Origin of the sequence: Intestinirhabdus alba, from assembly GCF_009711095.1 — a bacterium.
GTDB lineage: Bacteria > Pseudomonadota > Gammaproteobacteria > Enterobacterales > Enterobacteriaceae > Intestinirhabdus > Intestinirhabdus alba.
Map to the genome: position 1 here is coordinate 1 of NZ_WMJZ01000029.1, position 22,931 is coordinate 22,931.

The window sequence follows — 22,931 nt, forward strand, 5'->3', positions numbered from 1 at the left end:
AAACCAAGGTTTTGGAGAAACTTCGCCACATCTGGAATATCCGCGCCGTTTTGGCTTTTCTGCATCGCGCCGGTGATACGTGCATCATCACCCGCCGCAACAGTATTGGCCGTTGTACCGGTGTTTTTCGTCGAGCTGTCACCAAGTTGCAGATTCTGGCGCGCCAGTGCCGGATTAGGTAAATCGGCGAGATTGCGTTCTTTAGCCAGCCGTGCATTGGCATTGTCCATCGCAATTTTTACGGCTTTCGGGGTTGCCGATTGTGTCTCGCGGTCATCCGTCACACTGCTGTTAAGCTGCGTAAAACCTTTAGCGGTAGTGGTTGCATCGGGATGATTGCGCGACTGTTCGTGGTTGCGCATTAGTCCATCAACGTAGCTCTTCACCTCGATGACAGCATCGTCAACATACTTTCGGGTTGCCAGCACGACCGACGGGTCGATTTTTAAGGTGATCGCCGACGTGCTCGAGACAACAAGAATCATGCGAATGGTCTGCGTTCGACCACTTCCCTCGGCCAGTAACGGCTTGTAGGTTTCCGGGCAGTTGGCGACAGCAATCAAAATGCCATCGTCATCATAAAGACCGATTTCACGGATGAAAAAACCGCCCTCATTTTCCGGGATAATTTGTTCAGCAATAATCTGACCGGCATCGTGAGCATCCACGCTCAGTGAATTAATCGGCGCGATGCGGGTCTGGTTAATGAGTTTTGTCTGAGCCGGGTCAGGCGTCGGCAACGTGCCGTTACCATCACCGACAGCCATTTGTGTGATATTCAGTTTTGTACCGAGCATGGTCGCGTTTGCCAGTCGCGCCGCGCCCTGATTGGTCAGGATGGCAAAATATTTAGTCGTCATGCGCTTACTCGCAGGTTATCAATCAGATGAATGGCCGAAGCCGGATAAAACTCACCACCGACGACAATTTCCCCGGCGGCGTAGGGATAAACGGTTAACAGGTCGCCGTCATAGCAGCTTGCGCCCACATAAGCGCGCCCGGTGGTGCTCAGGCTGATAGCGAGCCCGGTCAGGTGTCGGCTTGCCGGTTTTGCCCCTTCTATCAGGCGCTCGAGCTCGAGGTACATCTCATCGGTGATGCCGGTCTCGAGTACGCCAACAACAAGCCGGAAAGTTCCGGGCTCTTCGTTGAGCTCCCACCACTCCTTAACCTCAATCAGATAGCCCAGCGGCTCCACCACGCGCCGTAAGGCGGCGATAGTGCCTTTGTGGGCATGGATGAAAAACGCCGAGGCGATGACGCTGCGTTTTGTCACCTCCGGCCAGTTCTCATCCCACCGGTCAACCGAAAACGCCCACGCCAGATAGGGCAGCAGCCGCACCGGGCAGGTGCGCCAGTTCCACAACGTGCGAAGCGGTACCGGCACACGCTCAATATCTGCGGCAGCGCGGGCGGCGGCGACCTCGAGCACCGATGAGCCAACAGGCAACAGCCGGTTATTACTCATCAGCACCCCCGTCAGCGATGCGGTATTCGGTGCAACAGGATGCCTGGTATTTACTGAGCACAATGTCAGCCAGTGGCGCGGCCAGCTCGACACGCTGCACACCTTCGACGTGCAGGGCGGCATAGATGGCCGACTGACGAATGTCGCGGCCCAGTCGCTGTTGTGCGCTGATGTATGTCTTCAGTTTTTCCTCTGCGGCCTGACGGATGGGCGCGGCCTCCGGCCCCGGATAAAAATACAGCGTGGCGTCAATCTGATACGGCACGATTTCAGCACTCTGCACTGTCACCCTGTCGCCAACCGGGCGCACCTCTTCAGCGTTCAGCGCTTTTTCCACAACGGCCAGCAGGTCATCGGATGCAGTGCCGTCATCCTCGCGTGACAGCACGGTGATGGTCACACAGGCCGGTGACGGGCTGACAACCGAGATATCAGCGACCCGACCGTCGGCGCTGCGACCGTGGTATTCATATGCGCCGACCGGACCAGCCACGCTGAGCCCTTCATAAGCCTGTTGTGCGCGTAACCGTAAATCGGTATCAGATTCCATGACGGCGGGTGTTGGCGGGATAGTGCTGTCATCGGCGGGCGTCACGGTCTGACGCCCGGTATTGTTGTTTCCGGCCATCACATCGAGGTCGTTATTACTCGCGTAAGCCAGTGTGCAGCCTTTCGCCGCATCGTTCACACGCTGACGCCAGATAACCTCCCGATAGGCGCTTTCCTCCAGATACTTCACCAGTGGCTCAGACTCAAGGGCGAGAGTACGCGCAACAGCGTCCTGTTGTTCTTCAGGGTAAAGCGAGACCAGCGTCGCTTTGCGTTCCGCGAGAATGGTTTCAAAATCCAGCGTTTCCACAACGTCAGGCGCGGGGAGCTGGCTCAGGTCGATGGTTGCCATAAATTCAACTCACAGGGATAGTCAGTGACAGGGTTTTGCCGGTGTCCCGGGTCTCGCCGGTCAGCTCAACAATCATCTGACCGTTAAACTGACGTTCTACCGTCAGCGAGCTGATGCTGATGCGCGGCTCCCACTTCAGCAGCGCCATATAACAGGCGCACATAATTTGCAGCCTCAGCGCGTCGGTCTGCGGCATATCAATCAGGGAGAACAACAGCGAGCCATAATCGCGGCGCATCACGCGAGAGCCGACCGGCGTTCGCAAAATATCGCCACAGCTCTGACGGATGTGATCGGCGTCAGTGATGGCGCGCCCTGTCTTCCTGTTCATACCGATATAACGGGTCGTCATTTCGTGTCCTCCGTCCAGGAGCCACCTCTTTGCACACCACCGTGACCATGGTCATCCACCACCACGCCATTTGATGAGAGCTTGCCGCCGGTGTGCTCGATATCGCCGCTCATCTTCCCGCCTTGCTGTACCTCAAGCGTCGCCGTCGTCAGTTTGTTGGTGCAGACCACTTCCGGGGTGTCGAGGGTGATGCGGGTCTCGGCTTTCACCGTCACCAGCGGTACCGTCGCAGTGATGGAATCCGACGCCGTTACGTCTGCGGTTTTAATGCCGCTCACGGTCAGCGCGCCGGTCTCCGGCTCGTACTCGATAACAGCCCCGTCAGGAAAGGTGATGTGAAAAGCATCAGCCGACGCCGACGGCGCTGGGTGATCATCAGAGAAAATACCGGGCAGCACAAAAGCGGTGTCGAGCTCACCACCGACGGCCAGCAGTAAAACCTGCTCACCCACAGACGGAGCCCACCAGACACGTGAGCGACCGGCGCGTGTGGTCAGCCACTGAAGCCAGTCGGTAACAATGCCGCCAGTCTGGACGCGACAGCGCCCGTCATCGAGGTCGACTTCAACGACGACGCCGGTGCGTATCAGGTTGCGAAGGAGGCGTAAAGCGTCCTGAAGAGTTGCGCGAGTATTCATACAAGGAAGGATGCCGCCCGGTGCTCTGAGCGGCAATTGATGCGGGTTTTACTGTCGATGACACAACGCTAAACGGACAATTTAGCGATAATTATTTCCTCCACGGCCTGACGATCTTCGTCATTAAACCCGATGAGCGGTCGGGCATCGTACTGTACCGGCGTACTGTTTCGCCCAGGCTTATCCTTGAGGCCGAACTGATGCACATTCGCCATTCGTTGTACCTTGCCGGTAAATTCCACGACCGCCGCATCATTCCCCGCCGTGGCTTTCATAAAGCGACTGGTGCGGAGCTTCGCGAACATTTCCCGCTTAACCCGGCCTTTTTTGGCTTTTACCGGCTGGCGTTTTCGGGCGGCGTAAGGTGTGCCGTCCGGGCCTTTCTGCGTTTTAATCCGGCGCTGTTGACGGGCTCGCAGGGTCTTCGCGATATCTGCGGCCATTCTGCGACGGGCAGCAGGTGACAGCGCCGCTATCAGCCCCGCGAGCTTATCGTCAAAGGGTTTAAAGTCATTCATGCAAGCGACTCACGAGCTCACCGTTAACATACAGCTCAACTGGTCGGGTAACGGGTTCCGGCGGCTGCGGCTCTTCAGCCTGTTCGACGTGAAGATTATCCCCCTGCTCTTTAACGATAGTGCGCTCGGTCAGCATCAGGCTGATACTGATATCGACGCTGTCGTTGTCGTTGATATCGGCAAAATAGGTGAATCCCTTTTTACGCCCTTCATCGGTTGTCATAATGTCAGCCTGATGGATGCGCAGCCACGCCTGAATCGGGACAAGTAACAGCTCGATATCATCCGTGAAATCGGTCACCACCACATTAAGCGTGTACCGGTTCTCAAACGACAGCGACGTCGCCAGCGTCGAGGCCAGATTCCCGTTGTCGATAAAGACACGCATCATATCGGGGTTTCGTGCCAGCACCGGCACGGCATCAGTTAAGGCTTTTCGCAGACTCTTCGGCTTGTACATCGATTTTATCCTGGCAATTTTTTATTGTTCTGACCTGAAGTGCACAGCGCTCGAGGGCGCTTTCGAGCTGGCGTATATCCGCGCTCAGGTCGCCATTGGTGGTCGGGTCACTTCCCGGCATCGGGCAAAGGCTGACCTTCGGACATGCGTTGTAAACAATCACTGGCGTCGGCACAGGCGGCGCGCTGGTGCAACCGGCGCACAGCATCAGGTAAATCAGCGCTATACCAGCGGCGAAGCTGTTCATTTTCATTGAGTAACCTCGTAATGGTCTGTTCCCGGCGTTGCGCCCGCGCTCCGGCATCGATGAGCTCACCGCGCAGTAAGACCTGAGCGGTTTCATTCTCCCCACGAATACGGGAGGCCGTTTTAAGCTGGCTTTTCAGCATGGTAATCACCGTTTTTTGTTCACCGGCAACCTTGTTCGCCCGTTCAAAGGAGCGGGTCAGACTGGTGTTTTCGTGGCGCATCCAGAGCAGCCCGGCCACGGCCAGCACTAACAACACGACTATCGTTTTCATTTCGCCCCCTTCAGGCAGTAAGTGCGCTCACGAAAGCGGCGGTTTTCAAGCCCTGTATTACGCTCACCATTCACAAACACCCAGCGGGTGAGCTGGTCACAGGCTTGCCACCATTGCCGGTGTTTCAGGTGATACACCAGCGTCGAGCGACAGGCCGCGCCGGTGCCGACGTTAAAAGCGAAGCTGACCAGCGCGTCATAGACGGCGGGTGGCATGTCCACCGGCACACAGACCGCGAGTCGTTTCTCAACGTTCAGCACGTCGGCGACCAGATTCGCGGCGGCTTCCTTCTCGGTGATATCCCGTTTCGGTACCACCCCGGCAGTGTGGCCGATGCCTGACGTCCACACACCCGCGCTGCACTGGTAAGGGCGCAACCGGCAACCCTCGAGGTCGGCAATCAGCGCGAGCCCCTCCGGCGAGGTGTGAAGCAAACGAAAATCAGGCACCAGTGCCGCCAGCGCCAGCACGACGGCCACACTGCAACGTTTAACGAATGAGCCCACGAATAACCCCCTTATCAATACCCATCGAGACGAGATAGCGGTATTTCTTGCGCTGGTACCAGAAGTTAACCAGCGCGGTAAAAATGGCGCAGCTTCCCCCGACATAAAGCGCGAGCCGTTCCGGCGTCTGCGTACCGAAATACGCCAGCACCACTGACAGCCAGTAGGTCAGAAAGGTTGTAATTTTATCCACAGTCAGTCCCATAGGTTCACGGTCTCCGATACCGGTGCGGCGTCGACTTCAGGCAGACTGACCGCCGTGCCATGTGGCAGGACGACACCCAGCTCGGCGAGCCCCGGATTAGCCAGCAATACCGCCTCGACCACACCTTCAGTACGCCCGTAATGGCGCTGACATAACGTGTCGAGCGTGTCGCCCTGATGCGCGATGACGTTCATCAGATTTGCCCCACGATGCAGCGCGCTTTGTCCTGGATACGGGCAACCGACCAGCGCATGTCACGCCACATTTCATCGATGGTGTCATCGATGCTGTCGGCCTTTTTGTCACCTTTGGCGCTGGCATCAACGCCCCGGTAACGCTCGTACAGCGTCGCGGTCGTCATCGAGCAAACAGCGTTGAAGTAGTGAAAAACCCGCACACTTTCGCCGTCGAGTTCATCCGTCGGCACATCCTCAAGTCGCGCGTAACCGGCGGCGAGCTGAAGGTCGCGCCAGTCGGTTAACTCGGCGTTGGTCTCGGCCATCGCGGTTTTAATCGCCCGGCGCAGACGCACCGGCGTCACGGTCTGCTCGAGGCGCATTTCTTCGCGCATGCGCTTCGGGTCAACATCCGGGAAAAAGGCCGTGTTTTTAATCACCGGCTCGTCGACCGGCACCGGCGGGATGACCATCGGGTCGCGCTGTTGCGCCGGGTTATTCATCACAATCATGGTCATGAGTACCTCAGTAAATAGGTGGGCGGTGGACGCCGGTCGCAGTTACGGTGAATCACCGACATTGACCAGCGTGCCGCCCGGCGCGGGGCGCGTTCTGTTAACCGGTGACTTTCTTCGGGCGTCCCCGCCCTCGTTTCACCGGTGAATCTTGTTTTTTCGCGGGTGCCTTTTTCGCGGCTTTCGGCACCGTTTTTTTGACAGCGACCGGTTTCGGGTTCAGCTCACGAGTGAGGGTCTCAATGTCCTTTCTTACCCCGGCGTTGGTATCGAGCTGTAAGGCGCGTTGCAGGTGCGCCAGTGCATCAGGAAGCTGACCGGCATCACGCAGGGTCAGACCGGTGACCTTATGCAATCGGGCGCGCACTTCGTCAGGCATATCGGCGGCATCGGTCAGCCCGATGACCTCGAGCAGTTGCGCAGCGTCGACCGGCTCACCGGCGATACGGGCGCGGAGAGCCGCGAGCGCGACCTCTTCGGCCAGCATGTAAGGCGCGGGTCGGGAATGGTTTTCCGGCATAGACAGGCCAAAACGCAGGGCATAGCGCGCAATCTTAATCGCGCCGGTGATATCCCCCGCATCAAGACGCCAGAGCATCACCGTCATCAGAATGTCATCCTGTGCGCCAGTGCCGCTTTCCAGTACGCCAGCGACCCACGGCAGGTACAGCGGGAGTAATTCGCGTTTTTTATCCGCTTTGCGTTCTTTAGAACGAATTGCTGATAGCGTCCGGCGGTCTGCGGCCAGCTTGACGAGCATTTGCTCGTAAGGTGAGGCATGACGCAGCGGGGCGTTATCCCGCTGCGATGCCCTGATAGCCGAGACCCGCATCGCGTGACGCTGTGCGGGGGTTGCCATCGGTTATGCCTCCGTGCCGTCAGTGGTGCTGGTTTCAGCCGGTGCGCTGCCTGTCAGAGACTGCATCGCTTTGACCATTGCCGCCGCGAAGACTTCCGCGCTCACTGGTTCAGAGGTGGCGGGTTCTTCCGGCTCGAGGATCTCGATATTTTCAATCAGGCAACCGGCCTCGTAGTCCTCGATAACGAAATCGACTTTGACCTGTTCGTAGTTTTCCACCTGGTCGAGTTTCGGATTCTCGACGATGTGGCGGCGGTGGCCGTCCTCGTACAGATAAATCGAGATGTTATCCAGCGTGGTAATGAAAACGCTGTTTGCCGGGAAGAACGGCGCGCGCACGGCCTGAAGCTGACCGATGGTTTTCTGGCTGATAATCAGCTCACCGGCGAGCTGTTCGCTGTTCGCCTGGAATTTGTTAATCATCGGGAAGTATTTGTCGGTCAGGATACGGCGACCACAGATGACCACCATTTCCGGGTTTTCGCGGTGAATTTCCGCGACCAGTGACTCGAAAGCATCCATGACCAGCGCGTCGAGGTTGGCGTAATGCCCCCCTTTACCCACTTTGATGGTATTCGAAATCACGGTGCCGTCAGCGTCGGTGACGCTGGACATCACGCGCTCAGGCGCATCGTTGCGGTATTTCTGCAACCAGCCGACAGCCACATCCTGAAGTAACGGGTTTTTGCTACGGTCAGACGTCGCCGCCCGGCTTATACCGTTAAAGCCGATGGTGATGTAATCCAGCGCCTGACGTTTGATGATGGCGTTACGGATCCGAATCTGGAAATCCTGAAAACGCGCCCACAGGTCGAGCTTGTTGTACTTCAGGTGATAGTCGAAGTTCACCGGATGACAGAAATAGCGGTACGCATCCATTTTCGCGAAATCAGCGGTCTTACGCTCGACGCCACCGTCGGTATCAGTAGTGCTGGCAATGGAGCCGGTCACATCGATGCCGACTTTTTCCTCGGTCAGCTCGCCAACCGTCACCATGTTGATGAGCTTCAGGAAGCTGGACGACTGCTGGATTTTGTCAAACAGGGTCTGCGTCACCGACGGCTCGACGGTGAATTTTTTGTCGAGGTCGCTGGTCGCGATGCCGTTCAGTTCGGCGATACGGCTCAGGTACTGATTGAATTTAAAACGGGTCTCTTTACGCATGAGTTTTGTATTCCTTCTGGGTTATCAGGGGTTAGCAGTCAGTCAGCGTGGAGCCCGCTGAATCACCGTCACCACCGGTGCTTAACTTGCGGCGCGCCTGTGATTTGCTTTCGGTGTTTTCCAGCGTGGTGGTCAGGGTGCTGAATTGCTGCGAGGTGGCGTCGGCCTGTTCGGCCAGCGCTTTTTTGACGTCGGCAAGCTCGGTTTCAATAGCACTGAAACGCACCTCGGCGCTTTCGCCGCCGGTCTGCACCCGCTCGGCGATGGCGGTCACGGCTTCATGTACATCACTGAAACGCGCATCGTCGTCAGTCTGTTTACGACTGAAGATGCCTTTCACGGTGTCGCTGAGTTTGGTCAGCAGGGTGTCGGGCAGGTCTTCGAATTCCAGCTCGGCAAGGGTTGCCACTGAGAACAGGTCGCCCGGCTGGTCTTTCTTCCCGGCCAGTGGGTTTTGTTGTGCGCGGGAACAGAATTGCAGGTATTCGGTACCGAGACTCGCCGGGTCATCGGTTACCGCCAGCCCGATGAGGTGACATTTGCCGGTGTTGGCAAAGTTCGGACGAATTTCCATCGAGGTGTAAACCTTCTGGCCTTTCGCCAGCATCGCGAGCAGGTTGTCGAGCGGGGCAATTTTGCCGAACAGCGCCAGCTTGCCGTTAAGTGCCGAATCGTCGTCGATCACTTCTGCTTTCACTTCCGTGACGTCGCCATAGCGGCAAAACGGGCTGTCGGGAATAACGCTGCGGATATGCTCGAGGTTAATGCGACAGCCGTAGACGCGCGGGTCAAAGCCGTCGGCCATTTCCTGAATATCGGTCGCACTGATGACGCGACCGTCGCAGGTGTCCCCCTCGACGCCGATGCGAAACCATTTCGAAATTTTTTTAGCCATGAGTCAGGTGTCCTGAGTTGGGTTATCGGGTCGGATGTAGTTTCCCGACTCCCTCCCTCGTCAGCCACCGGTTACAGAAGTGCACCCCCTGACACAACAGGGGGTTAGCGATTCATCCCCCCTGAATCTTTAGCCTTGCCGTGTACTCATCACAGTGAGGTTTTATGACCACTACCAACGACACATCACTACTCAGCGACCCGCGACGACAGGCCGCGCTTTTGTTCTGGCAGGGCTATTCCGTGCCACAAATCGCGGAGCAGTTACAGGTCAAGCGCCCCACGGTGCAGAGCTGGAAACAGCGCGATAAATGGGAAGAAACCGCCCCGTTAAACCGGGTCGGGTTCACGCTCGAGGCGCGACTGATTCAGCTCTATGCAAAGCCTGACCTGACGGCTCACGACTTTAAGGTCGCGGATTTTCTGGCGCGCCAGATGGAACGCCTTGCGCGGGTTAACCGCTACGGCCAGACCGGTAACGAAGCGGATTTAAACCCGAACGTGGCCAACCGCAACAAAGGGGAAAAGAAGAAGCCGAAAAAGAACTTTTTCAGCGAAGAGGCTATCGAGAAACTCGAAGAGATTTTCCTCGAGCAGTCTTTCGACTATCAGCTCGAATGGTGGCGCGCGGGGCTGGCGCACCGCATCAGGCACATCCTGAAATCACGACAGATTGGCGCGACGTTCTATTTTGCACGTGAGGCACTGTTACAGGCGCTGAAGACCGGCCATAACCAGATATTTTTGTCGGCCAGTAAGACACAGGCCTATGTATTTCGAAAATACATTATCGCCTTTGCCCGGCAGGTGGGCGTTGAGCTTTCCGGCGACCCGATTGTGCTCGGCAACAATGGCGCAGAGCTGATGTTTCTCGGTACCAATGCCAACACCGCACAGAGTCACAACGGTGACCTGTATGTCGACGAAATTTTCTGGATCCCCAACTTCCAGAAACTGAAGCGCGTCGCCGGGGGCATGTCGTCACAGGAGCATTTACGCACGACCTATTTTTCGACCCCCTCATCGCTGGCGCACGGCGCTTACCCGTTCTGGTCGGGTGAGCAGTTCAACAAGGGGCGCTCAGACAAGAGCGAGCGCGTCGATATCGATATCAGTCACGCCGCACTCGCGAAGGGCGTCGCCTGTCCTGACGGCCAGTGGCGACAGATTGTCACCATCGAGGACGCACTCGCCAAAGGGTGCACCCTGTTTAACATCGATACGCTGAAGCGCGAGAACAGTGTCGATGAGTTCCGCAACCTGTTTATGTGCGAGTTCGTCGACGATAAAGCGTCGGTATTCCCGTTCGAAGAGCTGCAACGCTGCATGGTCGACAGCCTCGAGAAATGGGAGGACTACGCGCCATTTGCCGACCGGCCATTCGGTCACCGCCCGGTGTGGATTGGTTACGACCCGTCATTACGTGGCGACAGTGCCGGGTGCGTCGTCATCGCGCCGCCGGTCGTTGCCGGGGGCAAATTCCGCATCCTCGAGCGCCACCAGTGGAAAGGGATGGACTTCGCCCAACAGGCCGAATCCATTCGCGAGCTCACGCAGAAATACACCGTGGAATATATCGGCATCGATGCGACCGGGCTCGGTCAGGGCGTTTTCCAGCTCGTGCGCTCGTTCTACCCGGCCGCGCGTGAAATCCGCTACACGCCGGAAATGAAAACCGCGATGGTGCTCAAAGCCAAAGACACCATTCGCCGCGGTTGCCTCGAGTACGACGTCAGCGCGACCGATATCACGCAGTCGTTTATGTCTATCCGCAAAACCATGACCAGCAGCGGGCGCAGCTCGACCTATGAGGCCAGCCGCACCGAGGAAGCCAGTCACGCCGATCTCGCCTGGGCAACCATGCACGTATTAATCAATGAGCCGCTGACCGCCGCGACCGGTGAGCAGTCATCCAGCATCATGGAGTGGAACTAATGAGCAAGAAACGCAACAAGCGCCAGCAGCAGCCACGTCCCCAAAACCACACCGCCGCACCGGCGCAGAGCATGGAAGCATTCACCTTTGGTGAGCCGACGCCGGTACTCGATCGCCGCGATATTCTCGATTATGTCGAGTGTATCGATAACGGCCAGTGGTACGAGCCGCCGGTGAGCTTTTCCGGGCTGGCGAAGAGCATGCGCGCCGCCGTGCATCACAGCTCGCCGATTTACGTGAAGCGTAACATTCTGGTGTCGACCTACATCCCGCACCCGCTGTTATCCCGTCAGGACTTCACCCGGTTTGCGCTCGACTATCTGGTGTTTGGTAATGCGTTTATCGAAGAGCGTCGCAGCCTGACCGGCAAGCCGTTAAAACTGGAAACCTCACCGGCGAAATACACCCGCCGTGGCATCGAGGATGACGTTTACTGGTACATTCAGAGCTACACACAGCCGCACCAGTTCGCGCCCGGTTCCGTCTTCCACCTGCTCGAGCCCGATATTAATCAGGAGCTTTACGGGATGCCGGAATACCTGAGCGCACTCAATTCAGCCTGGCTGAATGAATCGGCGACCCTGTTCCGTCGCAAGTATTACCAGAACGGCGCGCATGCGGGTTACATCATGTATGTGACCGACGCCGCGCAAAGCAGCACCGACGTCGAGGCGCTGCGAAAGGCGATGCGCGACTCGAAAGGGCTCGGCAATTTTAAGAACCTTTTTTTCTACGCGCCGAACGGTAAAGCAGACGGGATTAAAATTGTGCCACTGAGCGAAGTCGCCACGAAGGATGATTTTTTTAATATCAAGAAAGTCAGCGCCGCTGACCTGCTCGACGCGCACCGCATCCCATTCCAGCTTATGGGCGGTAAGCCCGAGAACGTCGGCTCAGTGGGTGACGTCGAGAAGGTGGCAAAGGTCTTTGTGCGTAACGAGCTGACCCCACTACAGGCGCGGTTTATGGAGTTGAACGAATGGGCGGGTGAAGAAATTATCCGCTTTGAAAAATACAGCCTCGGCGACGACGAGTAACCCCACCCACAGCCGCCCGTCGTGGCGGCTTTGCCCCCACCGCACACAACGCTCTCAGCGCCACGACACGCCGTCGCCGCTTCGCTTCACCTCGTTACTCACCCGCAACCATAATAACGCCACAGGGGCGCGCTCAGGCGCTGGAAAAATAAAATAAATACCCGCCTCAGCGCGCAATGCTATCCCCGCCACGCCTGCCCGCTTTATGGGTCGGTTTCAATGCAAGTGCATCCCCCTACCTAAACTGTGCTAGCTCTGGTGCTTGCGTGCAAAATCCCACAATAAAACTGAATGCAAAATCATGCATAAAGCTGCACCTCCTCTGCGCGTATCATAATGACAGACGCTAAACAAGCGGTTATGCTGTAGCGAGTCATCTTTATATCAGTGTAAAAATAAAATTATGAGCAACGAAATCAGATACATAAACACGGAAGAACTGGATTTTGATCCTGAAAACCCACGTTTCTACCGGCTAAATGATAGAGCTGGTTCCGAAAATGCCGTCATTGAGGAAATGCTTGATGATGAAAGCGTGCAAGATTTGATGCTCTCCATTGGAGAGCAAGACTACTTTCCCGGTGAACCACTTTTAGTTGTCAGTTCTGGAAAAAAATATGTTGTGGTTGAGGGTAACCGTCGCCTCGCAGCCGTAAAGCTGCTAAATAGCGAACTCTTACCACCTAAAAGAAAAGAAAAAAGCGTTCAACTAATTCAAGATGAAGCTACTTATAAACCAACAAGATTGCCTTGCCTCGTCTACAAAAAACGTGAAGATGTATTGCGTTATATTGGTTATAGACACATTACAGGCGTAAAAGAATGGGATGCACTTTCTAAAGCCAAGTATCTCAAAGAGCTGAGCGAAACATTTTATCAAGGTGCGGATAAGGAATCTCTTTTAAAATCTTTAGCTAAAGAAATTGGCAGTAAATCTTATTACGTTGGACTTTTATTAACTGCACTCAAGTTATACGAAACTGCTGCTGATAAAAAATTCTATAATTTGCATATGAATGAAAATGACGTTGACTTTTCTTACATAACAACGGCTCTTGGTTACACTAACATTACAGATTGGTTGGGCCTAGATGATAGAAAGGATTTATCTGCTGAAAACTTAAAAGAGGAAAATCTTGAGAAAATCTTTGCTTGGTTTTTTGTGCGAGACCAGCAAGGTGATACCATTATTGGCGAAAGTCGAAAAATAAAAGACCTTTCAACAATAGTTGCTAATGAGGCAGCAGTAGACAACCTAATAAAGTCTAAAAATATTGAAGAGGCTTATCTCTACACAAATGGTCATGAGGAAGCTTTGGACCAAGCTTTAGACCAAGCGGAGTCTCGCCTAAGAATTGTTTGGGATATGCTTCTCAACACAAATTCCTTCACTGAAAACCACGAATATCGCTCTGGTGAAATATTATCCATAGCGCGTAAAATCAAAAAACAAATTGAAAGCATCCGTGAGGAAGATGAATAATGATTTTTCGCATGGACTCATTGCCCGATAACGAGTCATATTTATGGGGTGACTATTTAGAATTATGGGCAACAGTGAGTACTGATAAATGCTTCAGTCGAGGAGAACTGGCTAGTCTCTTCAGGTCTCAAGCGAATCCAAAGTCACGTACATATTCTGACGAAAAATGGAATTTTGCTGCTACGTTTATTGATACAAGAATTAGCCTTTTTGGGAATGATTACCCGTTCTATTTCTCCGAAGATAGAGACACTTTATTTCTAAAAAAGCAAAACATAGCTGATTACAATCAGAATGAAAAATTATATATAGCTCTCCTAGCCTGTGCTAATATAAAATATATAGAAAATGACTGCCGTGACATATTTACAGGTGCATTTGAAAAAATAAGCTACCCTGTATTTGAAGCGCTTATGCCGGTAGGAGCAACAGTTAAACATTGTTGGGCTAGTGCGGGTAATGCTGGCCATTATACTGGATTGCTTTTTGATAAACTTACAAAAATAGCTCAAGACTTCAGATGTAAGGCCAATTTTGTAATCGAAGATTTTAAACCCAATGACCGAGGAGATGGAGGGATTGATATACTCGCCTGGCATGATATGGGAGACAATCGCGAATCTATACCTATTGCCCTTGCTCAATGCGGATGTTCAAAAACAGAATGGGTAGTTAAACAACTTGAAGCTACTCCAGCGAAATTATGGAATTTGCTCCCAGCCTTACATCCATGGTCAACATATTACTTTCTTCCTCAAGACTTAAGATGGCATAATCGCGACTGGGCTCACAGAAGCGATTTTGGTGCTGCGATCTTTGTTGATAGGCTTAGATTAGTGAATTTAACTAAAAAATACGCAAATATTAACCACCAAGACAATTTAACGTTTGTTGATGACTTAGTGGCTATGAATTATGTATTGAGCTAATCCCAAATATTAGGCAGTGAACGCGCAACCGCTTCAAACAAACGAGGCGGTACGGCGTTCCCTACAACGGTATACTTCATATTCATAGATGCCCGTTCTGTTTCTGGGAAAACTAAATCACCAAATCCTTGCAGATAAGCAGCCTCACGAAAACTAAAGCGCCGAGCACGGTCATTTGATGTAAATTGCCATTTATCAGGCCCCATTTTTTCAAGAGTCGGGCTAATCGGGTGCAAAGGCATATGTCTTGGGTTAGCAACTATGGTTTTGGAAATTTGATCCCAATCCTGGCGACGGTTTCTGGATAAATAATACCAATGGAAATCAGCGTCATAAAACTCACCTACTGGCCACTCAGGTAAAGTGCCTATCGCATCACGGATAGTAGTCACCTTTTTCAATCCATCACCATGAGTTGCTGTAGGAAATGTAAAATCCAACCCAAATTTTTCATGTATGCCAACGATAAAAATACGCTTACGGTCCTGAGCAACACCAAAGTGTGAGGCATTTAAAATCTGAGACTTAACTCTATAGCCAGCCTCTTCGAAAACTTTAAACTGATCTTTCAGTAAATGCTCAAAGTTGCTTCTCACCATACCAGAAACATTTTCGACAATGAACGCTTTAGGCTTAACGATTCTGAGAGCCCTAGCGAATTCTAAGTACAGTGTGTTAATTTTCCTGTCAGCTTTTCGAACCCCACCTTGGCTAAACCCCTGACAAGGGTAGCAACCGACTAACAAATCGGCAGATGGAAACGATTCAATAGCAGAAACATCCCCCAAAACGTAATTGGTTTCTGGGTGGTTAGCCAAGTATACATCTCGAGCGTAAGGTAGAATGTCATTTGCCATGAGCACATCGAACCCTGCCCTCAAGACTCCAGCATCAGAACCACCACACCCAGAAAAAAGCGACACTACAGTTGGCATTGACCCCTCCTAAAAACCGACCGCGTATTATAGCGAAACAGGCCTTGGAAAAAAGCAAGATTTCGCCAAGGCTTGATATTCTCACGTTTTAGTAAATGTGGCCACATTCAAAGGGAAAAATATCGAATTTATTTAGTCATTATTTTTCAATGGGTTTAGCAGAGAACACTATTGAAAACGAACTGTTTTTCATCAAGTTTCCTTTAGCAAGTTCAGCTATCAGCCCAAGTGCAATTTCACGATCTCTTTCCTGACAAGTCCCTTCAGCCGTCAGCCGCGCAATCATTTCGACCCGCTCAATCATAACGTGCTCACTTAACTCTCTATCCACACAACCTCCACAACGAGATACTGTATAAACATACAGTAGCACGTATTGATAAAAAATGTGAAGAAAAAAAGCAGTAAATACACTGTATGTACATGATATGGATGAATATTAACGGTTATATTTTCGTTGCCAGTTCAGCTAAAGCCGCAACACGATTGAGGATTTCTGTAGCTTTGGTCTGATGCTCCTTAGCTTTAGCCTGATATGATGACGCTGCGGTAAATATTTCTCCTGTGGTCGTTCCTCGCAACCATTTACCATCAAAGCAACTTTTACCCCCCGCCATCAGGTGCAAGGCTTCGCCCCGGTTGATATTGATGCCGGTTGTCAGATGTATTTCGTCGATAGTTTTCGCTATAGCTGTATTTTGCTCATCCGTTCCGTGGATGAATTTTCGCCGCATTGCTGGTTTTGGTTTCCTGAGCCGTGTCGTTAGCTCACGTCTTTCGCGCCGACTCAGGGGTTTTATCAAATCCAATATCGGTGGATCGCTTTCGCTTCCCGTACAGTTATTGACAGAACTCCGAGAGGGCGCAGGAGCGCCCTTAACGTCAACGGCCAAATCAACGGCACGTTTTGGAACAATCTTCCACTGAGTGAGCCGAGTTAGAATAGGAGAGCCAGCACCTATCGAGGCATCGTAGACGCCTTTGATACACACAGTTTCTTCGCCATACTGATTAAATTCAGTTCGAGGCTCATACAATGTACGTACCTGTAAATCGTCACGGCGAACAAACGGACCACCCTGCGCGTTAACATAGCCAGCCCAGTCACCGGCATCGGCTGCGTCATGAACGGCGGCGAACTCAATGCTCAGGCCGTGCGCGGTCTCGGTATCAGCGAGACGACGCAACTCACGGTAGACCGTCACCGGCGCTCCACCGATAAACTGAAACTGACGGATGTGCCAACGCGCCGCCCATGCTGAAACGGCGGGAGCAGTCTCTTTCAACAACTCACCACTTTCATCGTCGGCTTCACCATCGAGAGCATAACCGTCGATATTTTTAGATATGTATTTAGCGACATAGCCGGTAGCACTGCCCTTTTCCGGGTCAATGGCCTCGGCATGAAAACGCGCCTTTTTGGCCTTATCACTTCTCAGTTCGTGACGGTCTTCCTCCCACGCATAATCGCGAATGATTAGGCGCACGCGCTCGACGTCTTCCGGCAACATGAACATAAGCATGTGCCAGTGAGGCGTTCCGTCGTGATGAGGCTCGGCAACACGGATGCCGAAAATGCGAATTTCCTCCCGGTGTAGCTTGGCTCGTATGCGTGCCCAAAGGCCGGTTAGATAGCTCTGCGTGTCCGACGGGCTGGCACCGTTCCATTTTCTATTACGGTAGCCCGCTTTGGTGGTGGCGTGATATTTAGACGGTGCGGTCAGGGTGTAAAACTCTCCGACATAACCGAGCTCATTGCAGATATTTTCAAACCCACGGTGATCCACCGCGCGATAAAAAAGCCGCAATCCGTGAGATAAATGACACGGTGCGGCTTTTCATATACGGCAAAGGAATTACAGATTATCAGTCGTAAGCAACCCGGCGCTTACGGGCAAGAATGGTTTCCAGTGCTCTTTCCAGTTCAGGAATGGACAGCTTAAGCGCATTAGCTACATCCGACGCTGGTGCCTTGTTCTTGCCATCAATATAGATATTGTTAACTACGTTAATCCCGCCGCCAGATGTTCCCCCTCTGGTGCCTCTGGCTGTAATTCCCGCTCCCTGTCCCGAATACCCTGCTCTCATAATCTCCGGTGGAGGAAGGCGGGGAACCTCCGGTATCATTTCCTCTGCCAGTCGCTGCCCTGCGAGTGCTGCAAGTGGGATAGTCCTCTGGAGACCGATAGCGGCACCCTGTGAGATATTCGACCCGAAGCCCATAAATACACGGCTTGGCGAGTGTATCCCCAGCTTTTCCTTGAACCAGCCGCCAACGCTATCGCCCATTTCGGTGACAGTGCTTTTAAGTGACTCCCACTTATTTTTGATACCGTTCACCAACCCGTCAATCAGATGGCCGCCAAACTCCGTAAACTGGCCGGGAAGGTCGATGTTAAACCACTTCATTACCCCCGCAAATGCCTTGTAGAACAGCCCCAGCGGCGACCAGTTCAGGATTAGCTTACTGACACCGAGAACCCCGCCGTTAAAGGCCGTTTTGACTTCCTCCCATCGCTGTGAGAACCATCGACTTATCGCGCCCCAGTTGCGGTAAATCAGGTATGCGCCTCCGGCAATGACAGTTATCGCAATGCCTATGGGATTCATCAGCAGCGCCCGACCAAACCAGAGAAAGGCTTTTGCGACGACCATTACCCCCCTGAACAGACCTCCCGCCAGCGCTTTACCCAGCATTCCGGCTCCCTTCGCCACGGTACTGAATCCGGTAGCCAGCCAGCGCAGCTTGCCGCCGTCGCTCAGGGCTGTTTTGAGCAACAGCCAGTTAGTGCGCAGCAGTACGGCGTTTTTCCACAACCCGGCGAACGGTGATACCAGCAGATTCAGGCCGAGTTTCAGCCCGACAGTGGCAATTTTCAGCCCCAGCAGTGCACCAACGGTTTTCGCCACACCCTGAACAATGCCGGGGTGTTGTGCTATCCATTGCCCGGTGGAATGAATCAGCGGGATTAGTTGCTGTGTCATGGACACAAACGAGGGGGATAGCTGACTGCCGAGGGTAATGGACAGTTCGCGGGTGCTGACCATCAGCGCTTTGGTCGCTTCCAGTGGCGATTTCAGCCGCTCCGTGTAAGAGGAGGCCAGCAGGTCTTTATCCGCCGCCTTAAGTGCGCCCGCCCTGATTTCGCGGTACTTGTCCATGTTGGCAAGCATCGGACGGACAAACGCCATGACCTGCATATCAGCGAACATCTCACCCAGCCCGAAATTCTTCGCCAGTTCCTGTAATGCAAGGTCGCGGGAGTTATCGTCCTTGATTTTCATTGCTTTCTTGAAGCCTGCCAGCGCTTCCGGGCTTTTGGCCTCCAGATACCTGCCCATGACACTTATCATGCCCTCAATAGGCGAGACGCCAGCAGATTTATAAGCCATCAGTGACCCCTGAAGGTCAATCCCGATATCGGCAAACTGTTTCTGCGTGTCGCGGGCAAAAATCTTGGTGAGGAAGTTACGGAAGTTGTTACCAGCCTCGTCAGATGACCCGGCACCAATTCGGGCTATCTGTAAACTCGCTCCGATTTCCGCCATCGCCTCTTTGCCTTCGGCAATACCGCGCATCATCGGGGCAAGAGATGGCATCCATTTCACCTGGTCAGGGATTTCAAAAGACCCCTGGTCGCCTGCAAAGGCCATGATGTTCTGTACTTTGGCAAATTCTTTAGCGCTGCCATTCATTGAGTTTTTCCAGACGGCGGCAACCTTCGCCCATTCCGTCCCGGTGGTACGGGTGGCAGTGGCGGCGCGGGCTATATTGGGCATGAAGCTGCCAATTTCGGACACGCTGTCGATATTGTCACTGATAAGCGAACCGACGGCCTCCTGTAAGTCGCTCTGGTACTGGTTGTATTTTAGCGACCAGTCACGGATTTGCTGACCCAGTCCTGCGCGGGTTTTATCGTTATATTTCGCCGTGATTGACATATCAATCATCTTGTCGTCGAACGAGGCTGACTGCTGAATCGCCGGGGAAACGAGGCTGTAAGCGGCTTTGGCCTGCGCCCACGTCTCAATCCCCTGACCATAAAGCGCCATCCGGTTGGCTCTCAGGGCATCGGTTGTGGCAGACGCTGCCGACAGGCGGGACTGCTGGCGGTTGAGTTGCTCCAGCGTTCTGCCGACCCGTTGCAGGTCATTGTTCAGACGTGAGGCTACGCCAGAACCCACCTGACCGTAACGCTGCATGGCGCGTGACAGGCTGCTTTGCTGCTCCGTCAGTCGGCGCGATGTGTCGCCGAGAGAATCCAGCGCCCGCCGTGTACCGCTGACGGCGGAACGGAAGCTGCTCCCGACAATACCGCCAATCATCACACCAACAGAAAAATTATTGCTCATGGTTCACTCCGGTTGAGTGGCTCGGTGGGCGTCATTCAGTCAGGGACAGGCCGCTGATTCCGGTAATCCCGGCAATTTCTTCGCTGACGGCTGCCAGTTCACTTTCAAGCCCGGTGCGTTCGCTAACCAGTGCCGCCACGGTCTTACGGCGCTCTGCCAGTGAGGGAAGTTTGTCATTACCCCATGCCACGCTTTTATCCTTCTCAAGTGCTTCGGTCAGTCGGTTGGCGACCACATCCGGGAAGAAAAAGCAGAGCTTGCGCATAACCGCCATCCCGGTATCAGCCGGGGAGATGTTTCCACCCAGCCCCACCAGACGGAACAGGCCGGAAATATCGCCGTTCTCACTCTCAAGATTGCCCCAGCGTTCGGCGTTTCCTTCACTGCCGGAACCGTTGCAAAGAGCATGCTTGAATGACCGGTATTCTTCCTGCCCGAATCGCTCAATATATTCAGGAATAAAGGAACAGTAATCATTAAGTGATAACGGCATATCCTGTAATGCGGTTATTTCGCCATTAATATCACCAATGCGACGAGAGAGCTTTTCTTTCTGCTCATTCAGGGAGGTAAGGTTATTTTTAACGGCGTTCAGTGCTTCAATGAGGGAAATAACAGGTTTCATTTTAATAACTCCAGATAAAAGGTGTGGTGAGGGTGAGCGCTTCGGAATAGGAGACGTTGCAGGCTTCGCTCACATCCTTTATTAAAAGGTGCTGTGCTGCTCTCTGGCTATCAGCTATGCCGTCGAACTCTGAGAAATAAACGTGTGATTCATTGTGACCAAAACAGACCGGGTAAGCGCTTTCCATAAACTCCACCTGCTCCAGCCCTTTAACGGCTGGCGGCTGTGAGCCGAGAAAACCGATATGGCGAAGATACCAGGCTCCGGTGCCAGCCGGGTTGCTGGCCTCGCCGGGTTTATAGAATGACGCAGACACTTTCTTGTAATGCCCTGAGCGTACCAGCCCCAGCAGGGTATCATCCGGTTTTACCAGTGCGAAAAGCCTGCCATTCTTGCTTATCAGTCCGGTGGTTTCGCCATAGGCGGGGCTGTTACTGGCCGGATGCCCCAGACACAGTGGCGCACCATAACCCGCGCGATGATAGCCGTTATAAGCCGCTGCCATGTTGTCGATATCCTCGTCGGAAAAGCTGATTTCCTGCCCCGCCATCGCGGTATGTGTTCCCGCCCGGAATATCTCAATAGTTTTCCAGTTACCAATATTGATATCTGTCATTTTATATTTGTCCCTGTTTCATATCGCGGCGCTCTTTGTTTTTCTTACGCTCGGCGGCAATAATCTGATAAATCCACTGGATAGAATTGCCATATTTCCTGGCCAATTCACGATGAGTCATCCCTTGTTTGTAATCGGAAAATATCCTGGCATTTCTGTCGAAAGAGTTTCTGGCCGCGCCATTAGGTATATAGAAATTGTTACCTTTAAAGACCCTTCTAAGGTGTTCTGTAATTTCCTGGGAAATGATTTCGGCCTGAGCCGAAAAGCATTGTATTGTGAGCAAAGCCTGCGCTATCACACCTGTAAGCTCATGCAGAAAAGATGTTGCTTTAGGGGCGTCTTCACATTCTTTTGGCATGTAATTCTGGCAACCACCAAGATTATCAGATATATGCAAAACAATTTTATTTGCTGCACTACTTGCCTGAAGTTGTGAATAGCCCGCATCAGTCAGAAAATCTTCAATCGCATCCCCCATTGCCCCCAGAGTGTCAGATGTTGCGTACAATCCCTCTCTTGTAATCATAATCACACCTCGGTAATGATAAAGATGTGCGCTAAAAAGGCTTTATAAAGCTTTATGAGGCGTCTTTCTGGTGATAAATCAGCACATACACCATTAACGCTTTAAAATGGCTTACAGGCTTTTTTAGCGCGGGTTACTAATGTGGATTAAGAATATGGCTTTGGGGCGGGGATGTTTTTTAATGTACTTTAGATATGAAGAAACCCCTCATTTGAGGGGCTGTGTAGAATGAAACCGGATTATTGAGGCCGTCTGTTTTTCATTAGTCCATCAAGTATTGCCATTGCATCAGTAACCAGTATCCCCGCTGCATCTGTCACCATTGAAACATCAGAGGATACACCAGATTTATCAGTGCTAATTGTTGACGCAAAATCAAGCAACTTACGAACTGCATCGAGTCGGTAAGTGGCAGAATCGTAAATTAACTCCTGATTAGCATCAGTCCTTAAAAACATAATATCATCAGAGGCACCTTGCGAAAATGACGGCATCGCACGGAAAGTATTTTGAGTTTCAGCCTGTTTCATTTTGCAGCCCTCCGGTTAATCATAAATTTATTATAAACTTCATAACTGGCTGCATTCAGTCCGGGACAGTATTTATCTGCCAGTGAACAGGAAATCAGTTCTTCAATGGACTTGGTCAGTATATCCAGTTCAGTTACACCGGAGTAACGTAAAGCCACTCTGAATAATTCCCGGCAATATTGCTTTTTATTTTCTTCATTTTGATCTGAATGCTTTATTTCCGCCTCTTTATCGGATTCATCATCAACAGACAAAGAGGGGGTATCTCCTTTATTGGTTAGCGTTCTTTCGCAAATAATATTTTCGCCAGATTGAATTACGCGCTGCAACTCTCTGGCGCTCATGTGAAGAATATCATCAAGCGTGTGGTCGTTATATGCCCCGCCACTGGCAAGGAGATCCAGTGTCACTTCATCCAACCGGGCAAGTAGTGATAACTTCGTTTTTCCTATGCCTGTTTTGGCGATTGTGGCGCGGGGAGTATTGGCTATACCGAACTTAAGGGCAACTCGCATGGAATGAAGCGCGACACGGTGTGAAATCCCTAATTCAGAGAGCCGATTAATGAATCCACCATGAGGATTACTGTTCTTGATAAAATGCAACTGAACCCCGGCACGAATCAGATCCATAGCCTCAGCCTGAGCATCGTCGCTCTTAGCCAACAGTAAACTGATCGCGTCAGCTTGGTTTGTTGCGTCTGAATGGTTAAACTTGATTGTATCCATTGTCGTTAGCCTTATTAACGGTGATGGTCAGGCTCTGTCTGGTGTTGCATCACC

27 protein-coding genes and 2 pseudogenes are annotated in these 22,931 nt (G+C 52.6%); 4 read left to right on the forward strand and 25 right to left on the reverse strand.

Annotation, left to right across the window (positions count from 1 at the left end; genetic code table 11):
* The 16 genes from GJV78_RS17740 to GJV78_RS17810 all read right to left on the reverse strand — a co-directional run.
* A partial coding sequence (locus GJV78_RS17740) for a phage tail protein (protein ID WP_155109590.1) occupies window positions 1-860 on the reverse strand: 860 nt, incomplete at its 3' end.
* A complete protein-coding gene (locus tag GJV78_RS17745; RefSeq protein ID WP_155109591.1) occupies window positions 857-1,468 on the reverse strand; it encodes a phage tail protein I in 612 nt (203 codons plus the stop codon). The genes GJV78_RS17745 and GJV78_RS17740, both read right to left, overlap by 4 nt.
* Window positions 1,461-2,369 carry a baseplate assembly protein gene (locus GJV78_RS17750; RefSeq protein ID WP_155109592.1) on the reverse strand — a complete coding sequence of 303 codons (909 nt, stop codon included), beginning with the start codon at window positions 2,367-2,369 and terminating at the stop codon, window positions 1,461-1,463. The genes GJV78_RS17745 and GJV78_RS17750 overlap by 8 nt, the downstream gene beginning before the upstream one ends.
* A 4-nt stretch (window positions 2,370-2,373) precedes the next feature.
* Entirely contained in the window at window positions 2,374-2,721 is a 348-nt protein-coding gene (locus GJV78_RS17755) for a GPW/gp25 family protein (RefSeq protein ID WP_155109593.1), read from the reverse strand.
* Window positions 2,718-3,359, reverse strand: a complete 642-nt coding sequence (locus GJV78_RS17760; protein ID WP_155109594.1) for a phage baseplate assembly protein V — start codon at window positions 3,357-3,359, stop codon at window positions 2,718-2,720. The genes GJV78_RS17755 and GJV78_RS17760 overlap by 4 nt, the downstream gene beginning before the upstream one ends.
* Before the next feature lie 68 nt (window positions 3,360-3,427).
* A complete protein-coding gene (locus tag GJV78_RS17765) occupies window positions 3,428-3,877 on the reverse strand; it encodes a phage virion morphogenesis protein (RefSeq protein ID WP_155109595.1) in 450 nt (149 codons plus the stop codon).
* Window positions 3,870-4,337, reverse strand: a complete 468-nt coding sequence (locus tag GJV78_RS17770; RefSeq protein WP_155109596.1) for a phage tail protein — start codon at window positions 4,335-4,337, stop codon at window positions 3,870-3,872. Before GJV78_RS17770 ends, GJV78_RS17765 begins: the two co-directional genes overlap by 8 nt.
* Window positions 4,300-4,545 (reverse strand): Rz1-like lysis system protein LysC, encoded by a 246-nt coding sequence (gene lysC, locus GJV78_RS23705; RefSeq protein WP_230979177.1) that lies wholly within the window; start codon window positions 4,543-4,545, stop codon window positions 4,300-4,302. Before lysC ends, GJV78_RS17770 begins: the two co-directional genes overlap by 38 nt.
* Window positions 4,445-4,858, reverse strand: coding sequence for an Rz-like lysis system protein LysB (lysB, locus tag GJV78_RS17775; protein WP_155109597.1), 414 nt, complete (start codon window positions 4,856-4,858; stop codon window positions 4,445-4,447). Before lysB ends, lysC begins: the two co-directional genes overlap by 101 nt.
* Window positions 4,855-5,364 (reverse strand): lysozyme, encoded by a 510-nt coding sequence (locus tag GJV78_RS17780; RefSeq protein WP_000534554.1) that lies wholly within the window; start codon window positions 5,362-5,364, stop codon window positions 4,855-4,857. Before GJV78_RS17780 ends, lysB begins: the two co-directional genes overlap by 4 nt.
* Window positions 5,348-5,569: a phage holin family protein gene (locus tag GJV78_RS17785; RefSeq protein WP_000524754.1), complete on the reverse strand. Its 222-nt coding sequence runs from the start codon at window positions 5,567-5,569 to the stop codon at window positions 5,348-5,350. Before GJV78_RS17785 ends, GJV78_RS17780 begins: the two co-directional genes overlap by 17 nt.
* The gene (locus GJV78_RS17790) at window positions 5,560-5,763 is read right to left on the reverse strand and encodes a tail protein X (protein WP_001100637.1); all 204 of its coding nucleotides are present in this window, start codon (window positions 5,761-5,763) and stop codon (window positions 5,560-5,562) included. The genes GJV78_RS17785 and GJV78_RS17790 overlap by 10 nt, the downstream gene beginning before the upstream one ends.
* Window positions 5,763-6,263, reverse strand: coding sequence for a head completion/stabilization protein (locus GJV78_RS17795; RefSeq protein ID WP_000177981.1), 501 nt, complete (start codon window positions 6,261-6,263; stop codon window positions 5,763-5,765). The genes GJV78_RS17790 and GJV78_RS17795 overlap by 1 nt, the downstream gene beginning before the upstream one ends.
* Window positions 6,264-6,360: 97 nt before the next feature.
* On the reverse strand, window positions 6,361-7,119 hold the full coding sequence (locus GJV78_RS17800; protein ID WP_155109599.1) for a phage terminase small subunit: 759 nt from the start codon (window positions 7,117-7,119) through the stop codon (window positions 6,361-6,363).
* Window positions 7,120-7,122: 3 nt separating this feature from the next.
* On the reverse strand, window positions 7,123-8,283 hold the full coding sequence (locus GJV78_RS17805; protein ID WP_155109600.1) for a phage major capsid protein, P2 family: 1,161 nt from the start codon (window positions 8,281-8,283) through the stop codon (window positions 7,123-7,125).
* A gap of 31 nt (window positions 8,284-8,314) precedes the next feature.
* Complete coding sequence (locus tag GJV78_RS17810; RefSeq protein WP_155109601.1) at window positions 8,315-9,178, reverse strand: GPO family capsid scaffolding protein; 864 nt, start codon at window positions 9,176-9,178, stop codon at window positions 8,315-8,317.
* Between the two features lie 164 nt (window positions 9,179-9,342).
* Between GJV78_RS17810 and GJV78_RS17815 the strand changes: the two genes are divergently transcribed.
* The 4 genes from GJV78_RS17815 to GJV78_RS17830 all read left to right on the forward strand — a co-directional run bounded on the left by GJV78_RS17815 (window position 9,343) and on the right by GJV78_RS17830 (window position 14,561).
* The gene (locus GJV78_RS17815; protein WP_155109602.1) at window positions 9,343-11,112 is read left to right on the forward strand and encodes a terminase ATPase subunit family protein; all 1,770 of its coding nucleotides are present in this window, start codon (window positions 9,343-9,345) and stop codon (window positions 11,110-11,112) included.
* Window positions 11,112-12,149, forward strand: coding sequence for a phage portal protein (locus tag GJV78_RS17820; protein ID WP_155109603.1), 1,038 nt, complete (start codon window positions 11,112-11,114; stop codon window positions 12,147-12,149). Before GJV78_RS17815 ends, GJV78_RS17820 begins: the two co-directional genes overlap by 1 nt.
* Before the next feature lie 403 nt (window positions 12,150-12,552).
* Window positions 12,553-13,632, forward strand: coding sequence for a ParB/Srx family N-terminal domain-containing protein (locus tag GJV78_RS17825; protein WP_116804680.1), 1,080 nt, complete (start codon window positions 12,553-12,555; stop codon window positions 13,630-13,632).
* The gene (locus GJV78_RS17830) at window positions 13,632-14,561 is read left to right on the forward strand and encodes a hypothetical protein (protein ID WP_116804679.1); all 930 of its coding nucleotides are present in this window, start codon (window positions 13,632-13,634) and stop codon (window positions 14,559-14,561) included. Before GJV78_RS17825 ends, GJV78_RS17830 begins: the two co-directional genes overlap by 1 nt.
* Here GJV78_RS17830 and GJV78_RS17835 read toward each other — a convergent pair.
* The 9 genes and pseudogenes from GJV78_RS17835 to GJV78_RS23050 form a co-directional block, all read right to left on the reverse strand.
* Complete coding sequence (locus GJV78_RS17835; RefSeq protein ID WP_155109604.1) at window positions 14,558-15,496, reverse strand: DNA cytosine methyltransferase; 939 nt, start codon at window positions 15,494-15,496, stop codon at window positions 14,558-14,560. The two genes, GJV78_RS17830 and GJV78_RS17835, sit on opposite strands and share 4 nt — an antisense overlap.
* A gap of 148 nt (window positions 15,497-15,644) precedes the next feature.
* A pseudogene (locus GJV78_RS17840) lies at window positions 15,645-15,827 on the reverse strand (DinI family protein); the annotation flags it as partial.
* A 115-nt stretch (window positions 15,828-15,942) separates the two neighbouring features.
* A pseudogene (locus GJV78_RS17845) lies at window positions 15,943-17,274 on the reverse strand (replication endonuclease); the annotation flags it as partial.
* 88 nt (window positions 17,275-17,362) lie between these two features.
* The gene (locus GJV78_RS17850; protein WP_155109605.1) at window positions 17,363-19,849 is read right to left on the reverse strand and encodes a phage tail tape measure protein; all 2,487 of its coding nucleotides are present in this window, start codon (window positions 19,847-19,849) and stop codon (window positions 17,363-17,365) included.
* Window positions 19,850-19,880: 31 nt separating this feature from the next.
* Window positions 19,881-20,474 carry a hypothetical protein gene (locus GJV78_RS17855; RefSeq protein ID WP_155109606.1) on the reverse strand — a complete coding sequence of 198 codons (594 nt, stop codon included), beginning with the start codon at window positions 20,472-20,474 and terminating at the stop codon, window positions 19,881-19,883.
* A 1-nt stretch (window position 20,475) separates the two neighbouring features.
* Window positions 20,476-21,024: a hypothetical protein gene (locus tag GJV78_RS17860; RefSeq protein ID WP_230979178.1), complete on the reverse strand. Its 549-nt coding sequence runs from the start codon at window positions 21,022-21,024 to the stop codon at window positions 20,476-20,478.
* Between the two features lie 67 nt (window positions 21,025-21,091).
* The gene (locus GJV78_RS17865; protein ID WP_155109607.1) at window positions 21,092-21,619 is read right to left on the reverse strand and encodes a Mor transcription activator family protein; all 528 of its coding nucleotides are present in this window, start codon (window positions 21,617-21,619) and stop codon (window positions 21,092-21,094) included.
* A gap of 239 nt (window positions 21,620-21,858) precedes the next feature.
* Complete coding sequence (locus tag GJV78_RS17870) at window positions 21,859-22,149, reverse strand: hypothetical protein (RefSeq protein WP_155109608.1); 291 nt, start codon at window positions 22,147-22,149, stop codon at window positions 21,859-21,861.
* On the reverse strand, window positions 22,146-22,877 hold the full coding sequence (locus GJV78_RS23050) for a hypothetical protein (RefSeq protein ID WP_230979179.1): 732 nt from the start codon (window positions 22,875-22,877) through the stop codon (window positions 22,146-22,148). The genes GJV78_RS17870 and GJV78_RS23050 overlap by 4 nt, the downstream gene beginning before the upstream one ends.
* Window positions 22,878-22,931: the final 54 nt, after the last annotated feature.

Coding starts and splice junctions, on each gene's coding strand:
- GJV78_RS17745 (WP_155109591.1), bottom strand. CDS start 1,468: ATGAGTAATAACCGGCTGTTGCCTGTTGGCTCATCGGTGCTCGAGGTC.
- GJV78_RS17750 (WP_155109592.1), bottom strand. CDS start 2,369: ATGGCAACCATCGACCTGAGCCAGCTCCCCGCGCCTGACGTTGTGGAA.
- GJV78_RS17755 (WP_155109593.1), bottom strand. CDS start 2,721: ATGACGACCCGTTATATCGGTATGAACAGGAAGACAGGGCGCGCCATC.
- GJV78_RS17760 (WP_155109594.1), bottom strand. CDS start 3,359: ATGAATACTCGCGCAACTCTTCAGGACGCTTTACGCCTCCTTCGCAAC.
- GJV78_RS17765 (WP_155109595.1), bottom strand. CDS start 3,877: ATGAATGACTTTAAACCCTTTGACGATAAGCTCGCGGGGCTGATAGCG.
- GJV78_RS17770 (WP_155109596.1), bottom strand. CDS start 4,337: ATGTACAAGCCGAAGAGTCTGCGAAAAGCCTTAACTGATGCCGTGCCG.
- lysC (WP_230979177.1), bottom strand. CDS start 4,545: ATGCTGTGCGCCGGTTGCACCAGCGCGCCGCCTGTGCCGACGCCAGTG.
- lysB (WP_155109597.1), bottom strand. CDS start 4,858: ATGAAAACGATAGTCGTGTTGTTAGTGCTGGCCGTGGCCGGGCTGCTC.
- GJV78_RS17785 (WP_000524754.1), bottom strand. CDS start 5,569: ATGGGACTGACTGTGGATAAAATTACAACCTTTCTGACCTACTGGCTG.
- GJV78_RS17790 (WP_001100637.1), bottom strand. CDS start 5,763: ATGAACGTCATCGCGCATCAGGGCGACACGCTCGACACGTTATGTCAG.
- GJV78_RS17795 (WP_000177981.1), bottom strand. CDS start 6,263: ATGACCATGATTGTGATGAATAACCCGGCGCAACAGCGCGACCCGATG.
- GJV78_RS17800 (WP_155109599.1), bottom strand. CDS start 7,119: ATGGCAACCCCCGCACAGCGTCACGCGATGCGGGTCTCGGCTATCAGG.
- GJV78_RS17805 (WP_155109600.1), bottom strand. CDS start 8,283: ATGCGTAAAGAGACCCGTTTTAAATTCAATCAGTACCTGAGCCGTATC.
- GJV78_RS17810 (WP_155109601.1), bottom strand. CDS start 9,178: ATGGCTAAAAAAATTTCGAAATGGTTTCGCATCGGCGTCGAGGGGGAC.
- GJV78_RS17815 (WP_155109602.1), top strand. CDS start 9,343: ATGACCACTACCAACGACACATCACTACTCAGCGACCCGCGACGACAG.
- GJV78_RS17820 (WP_155109603.1), top strand. CDS start 11,112: ATGAGCAAGAAACGCAACAAGCGCCAGCAGCAGCCACGTCCCCAAAAC.
- GJV78_RS17825 (WP_116804680.1), top strand. CDS start 12,553: ATGAGCAACGAAATCAGATACATAAACACGGAAGAACTGGATTTTGAT.
- GJV78_RS17830 (WP_116804679.1), top strand. CDS start 13,632: ATGATTTTTCGCATGGACTCATTGCCCGATAACGAGTCATATTTATGG.
- GJV78_RS17835 (WP_155109604.1), bottom strand. CDS start 15,496: ATGCCAACTGTAGTGTCGCTTTTTTCTGGGTGTGGTGGTTCTGATGCT.
- GJV78_RS17850 (WP_155109605.1), bottom strand. CDS start 19,849: ATGAGCAATAATTTTTCTGTTGGTGTGATGATTGGCGGTATTGTCGGG.
- GJV78_RS17855 (WP_155109606.1), bottom strand. CDS start 20,474: ATGAAACCTGTTATTTCCCTCATTGAAGCACTGAACGCCGTTAAAAAT.
- GJV78_RS17860 (WP_230979178.1), bottom strand. CDS start 21,024: ATGGCGGGGCAGGAAATCAGCTTTTCCGACGAGGATATCGACAACATG.
- GJV78_RS17865 (WP_155109607.1), bottom strand. CDS start 21,619: ATGATTACAAGAGAGGGATTGTACGCAACATCTGACACTCTGGGGGCA.
- GJV78_RS17870 (WP_155109608.1), bottom strand. CDS start 22,149: ATGAAACAGGCTGAAACTCAAAATACTTTCCGTGCGATGCCGTCATTT.
- GJV78_RS23050 (WP_230979179.1), bottom strand. CDS start 22,877: ATGGATACAATCAAGTTTAACCATTCAGACGCAACAAACCAAGCTGAC.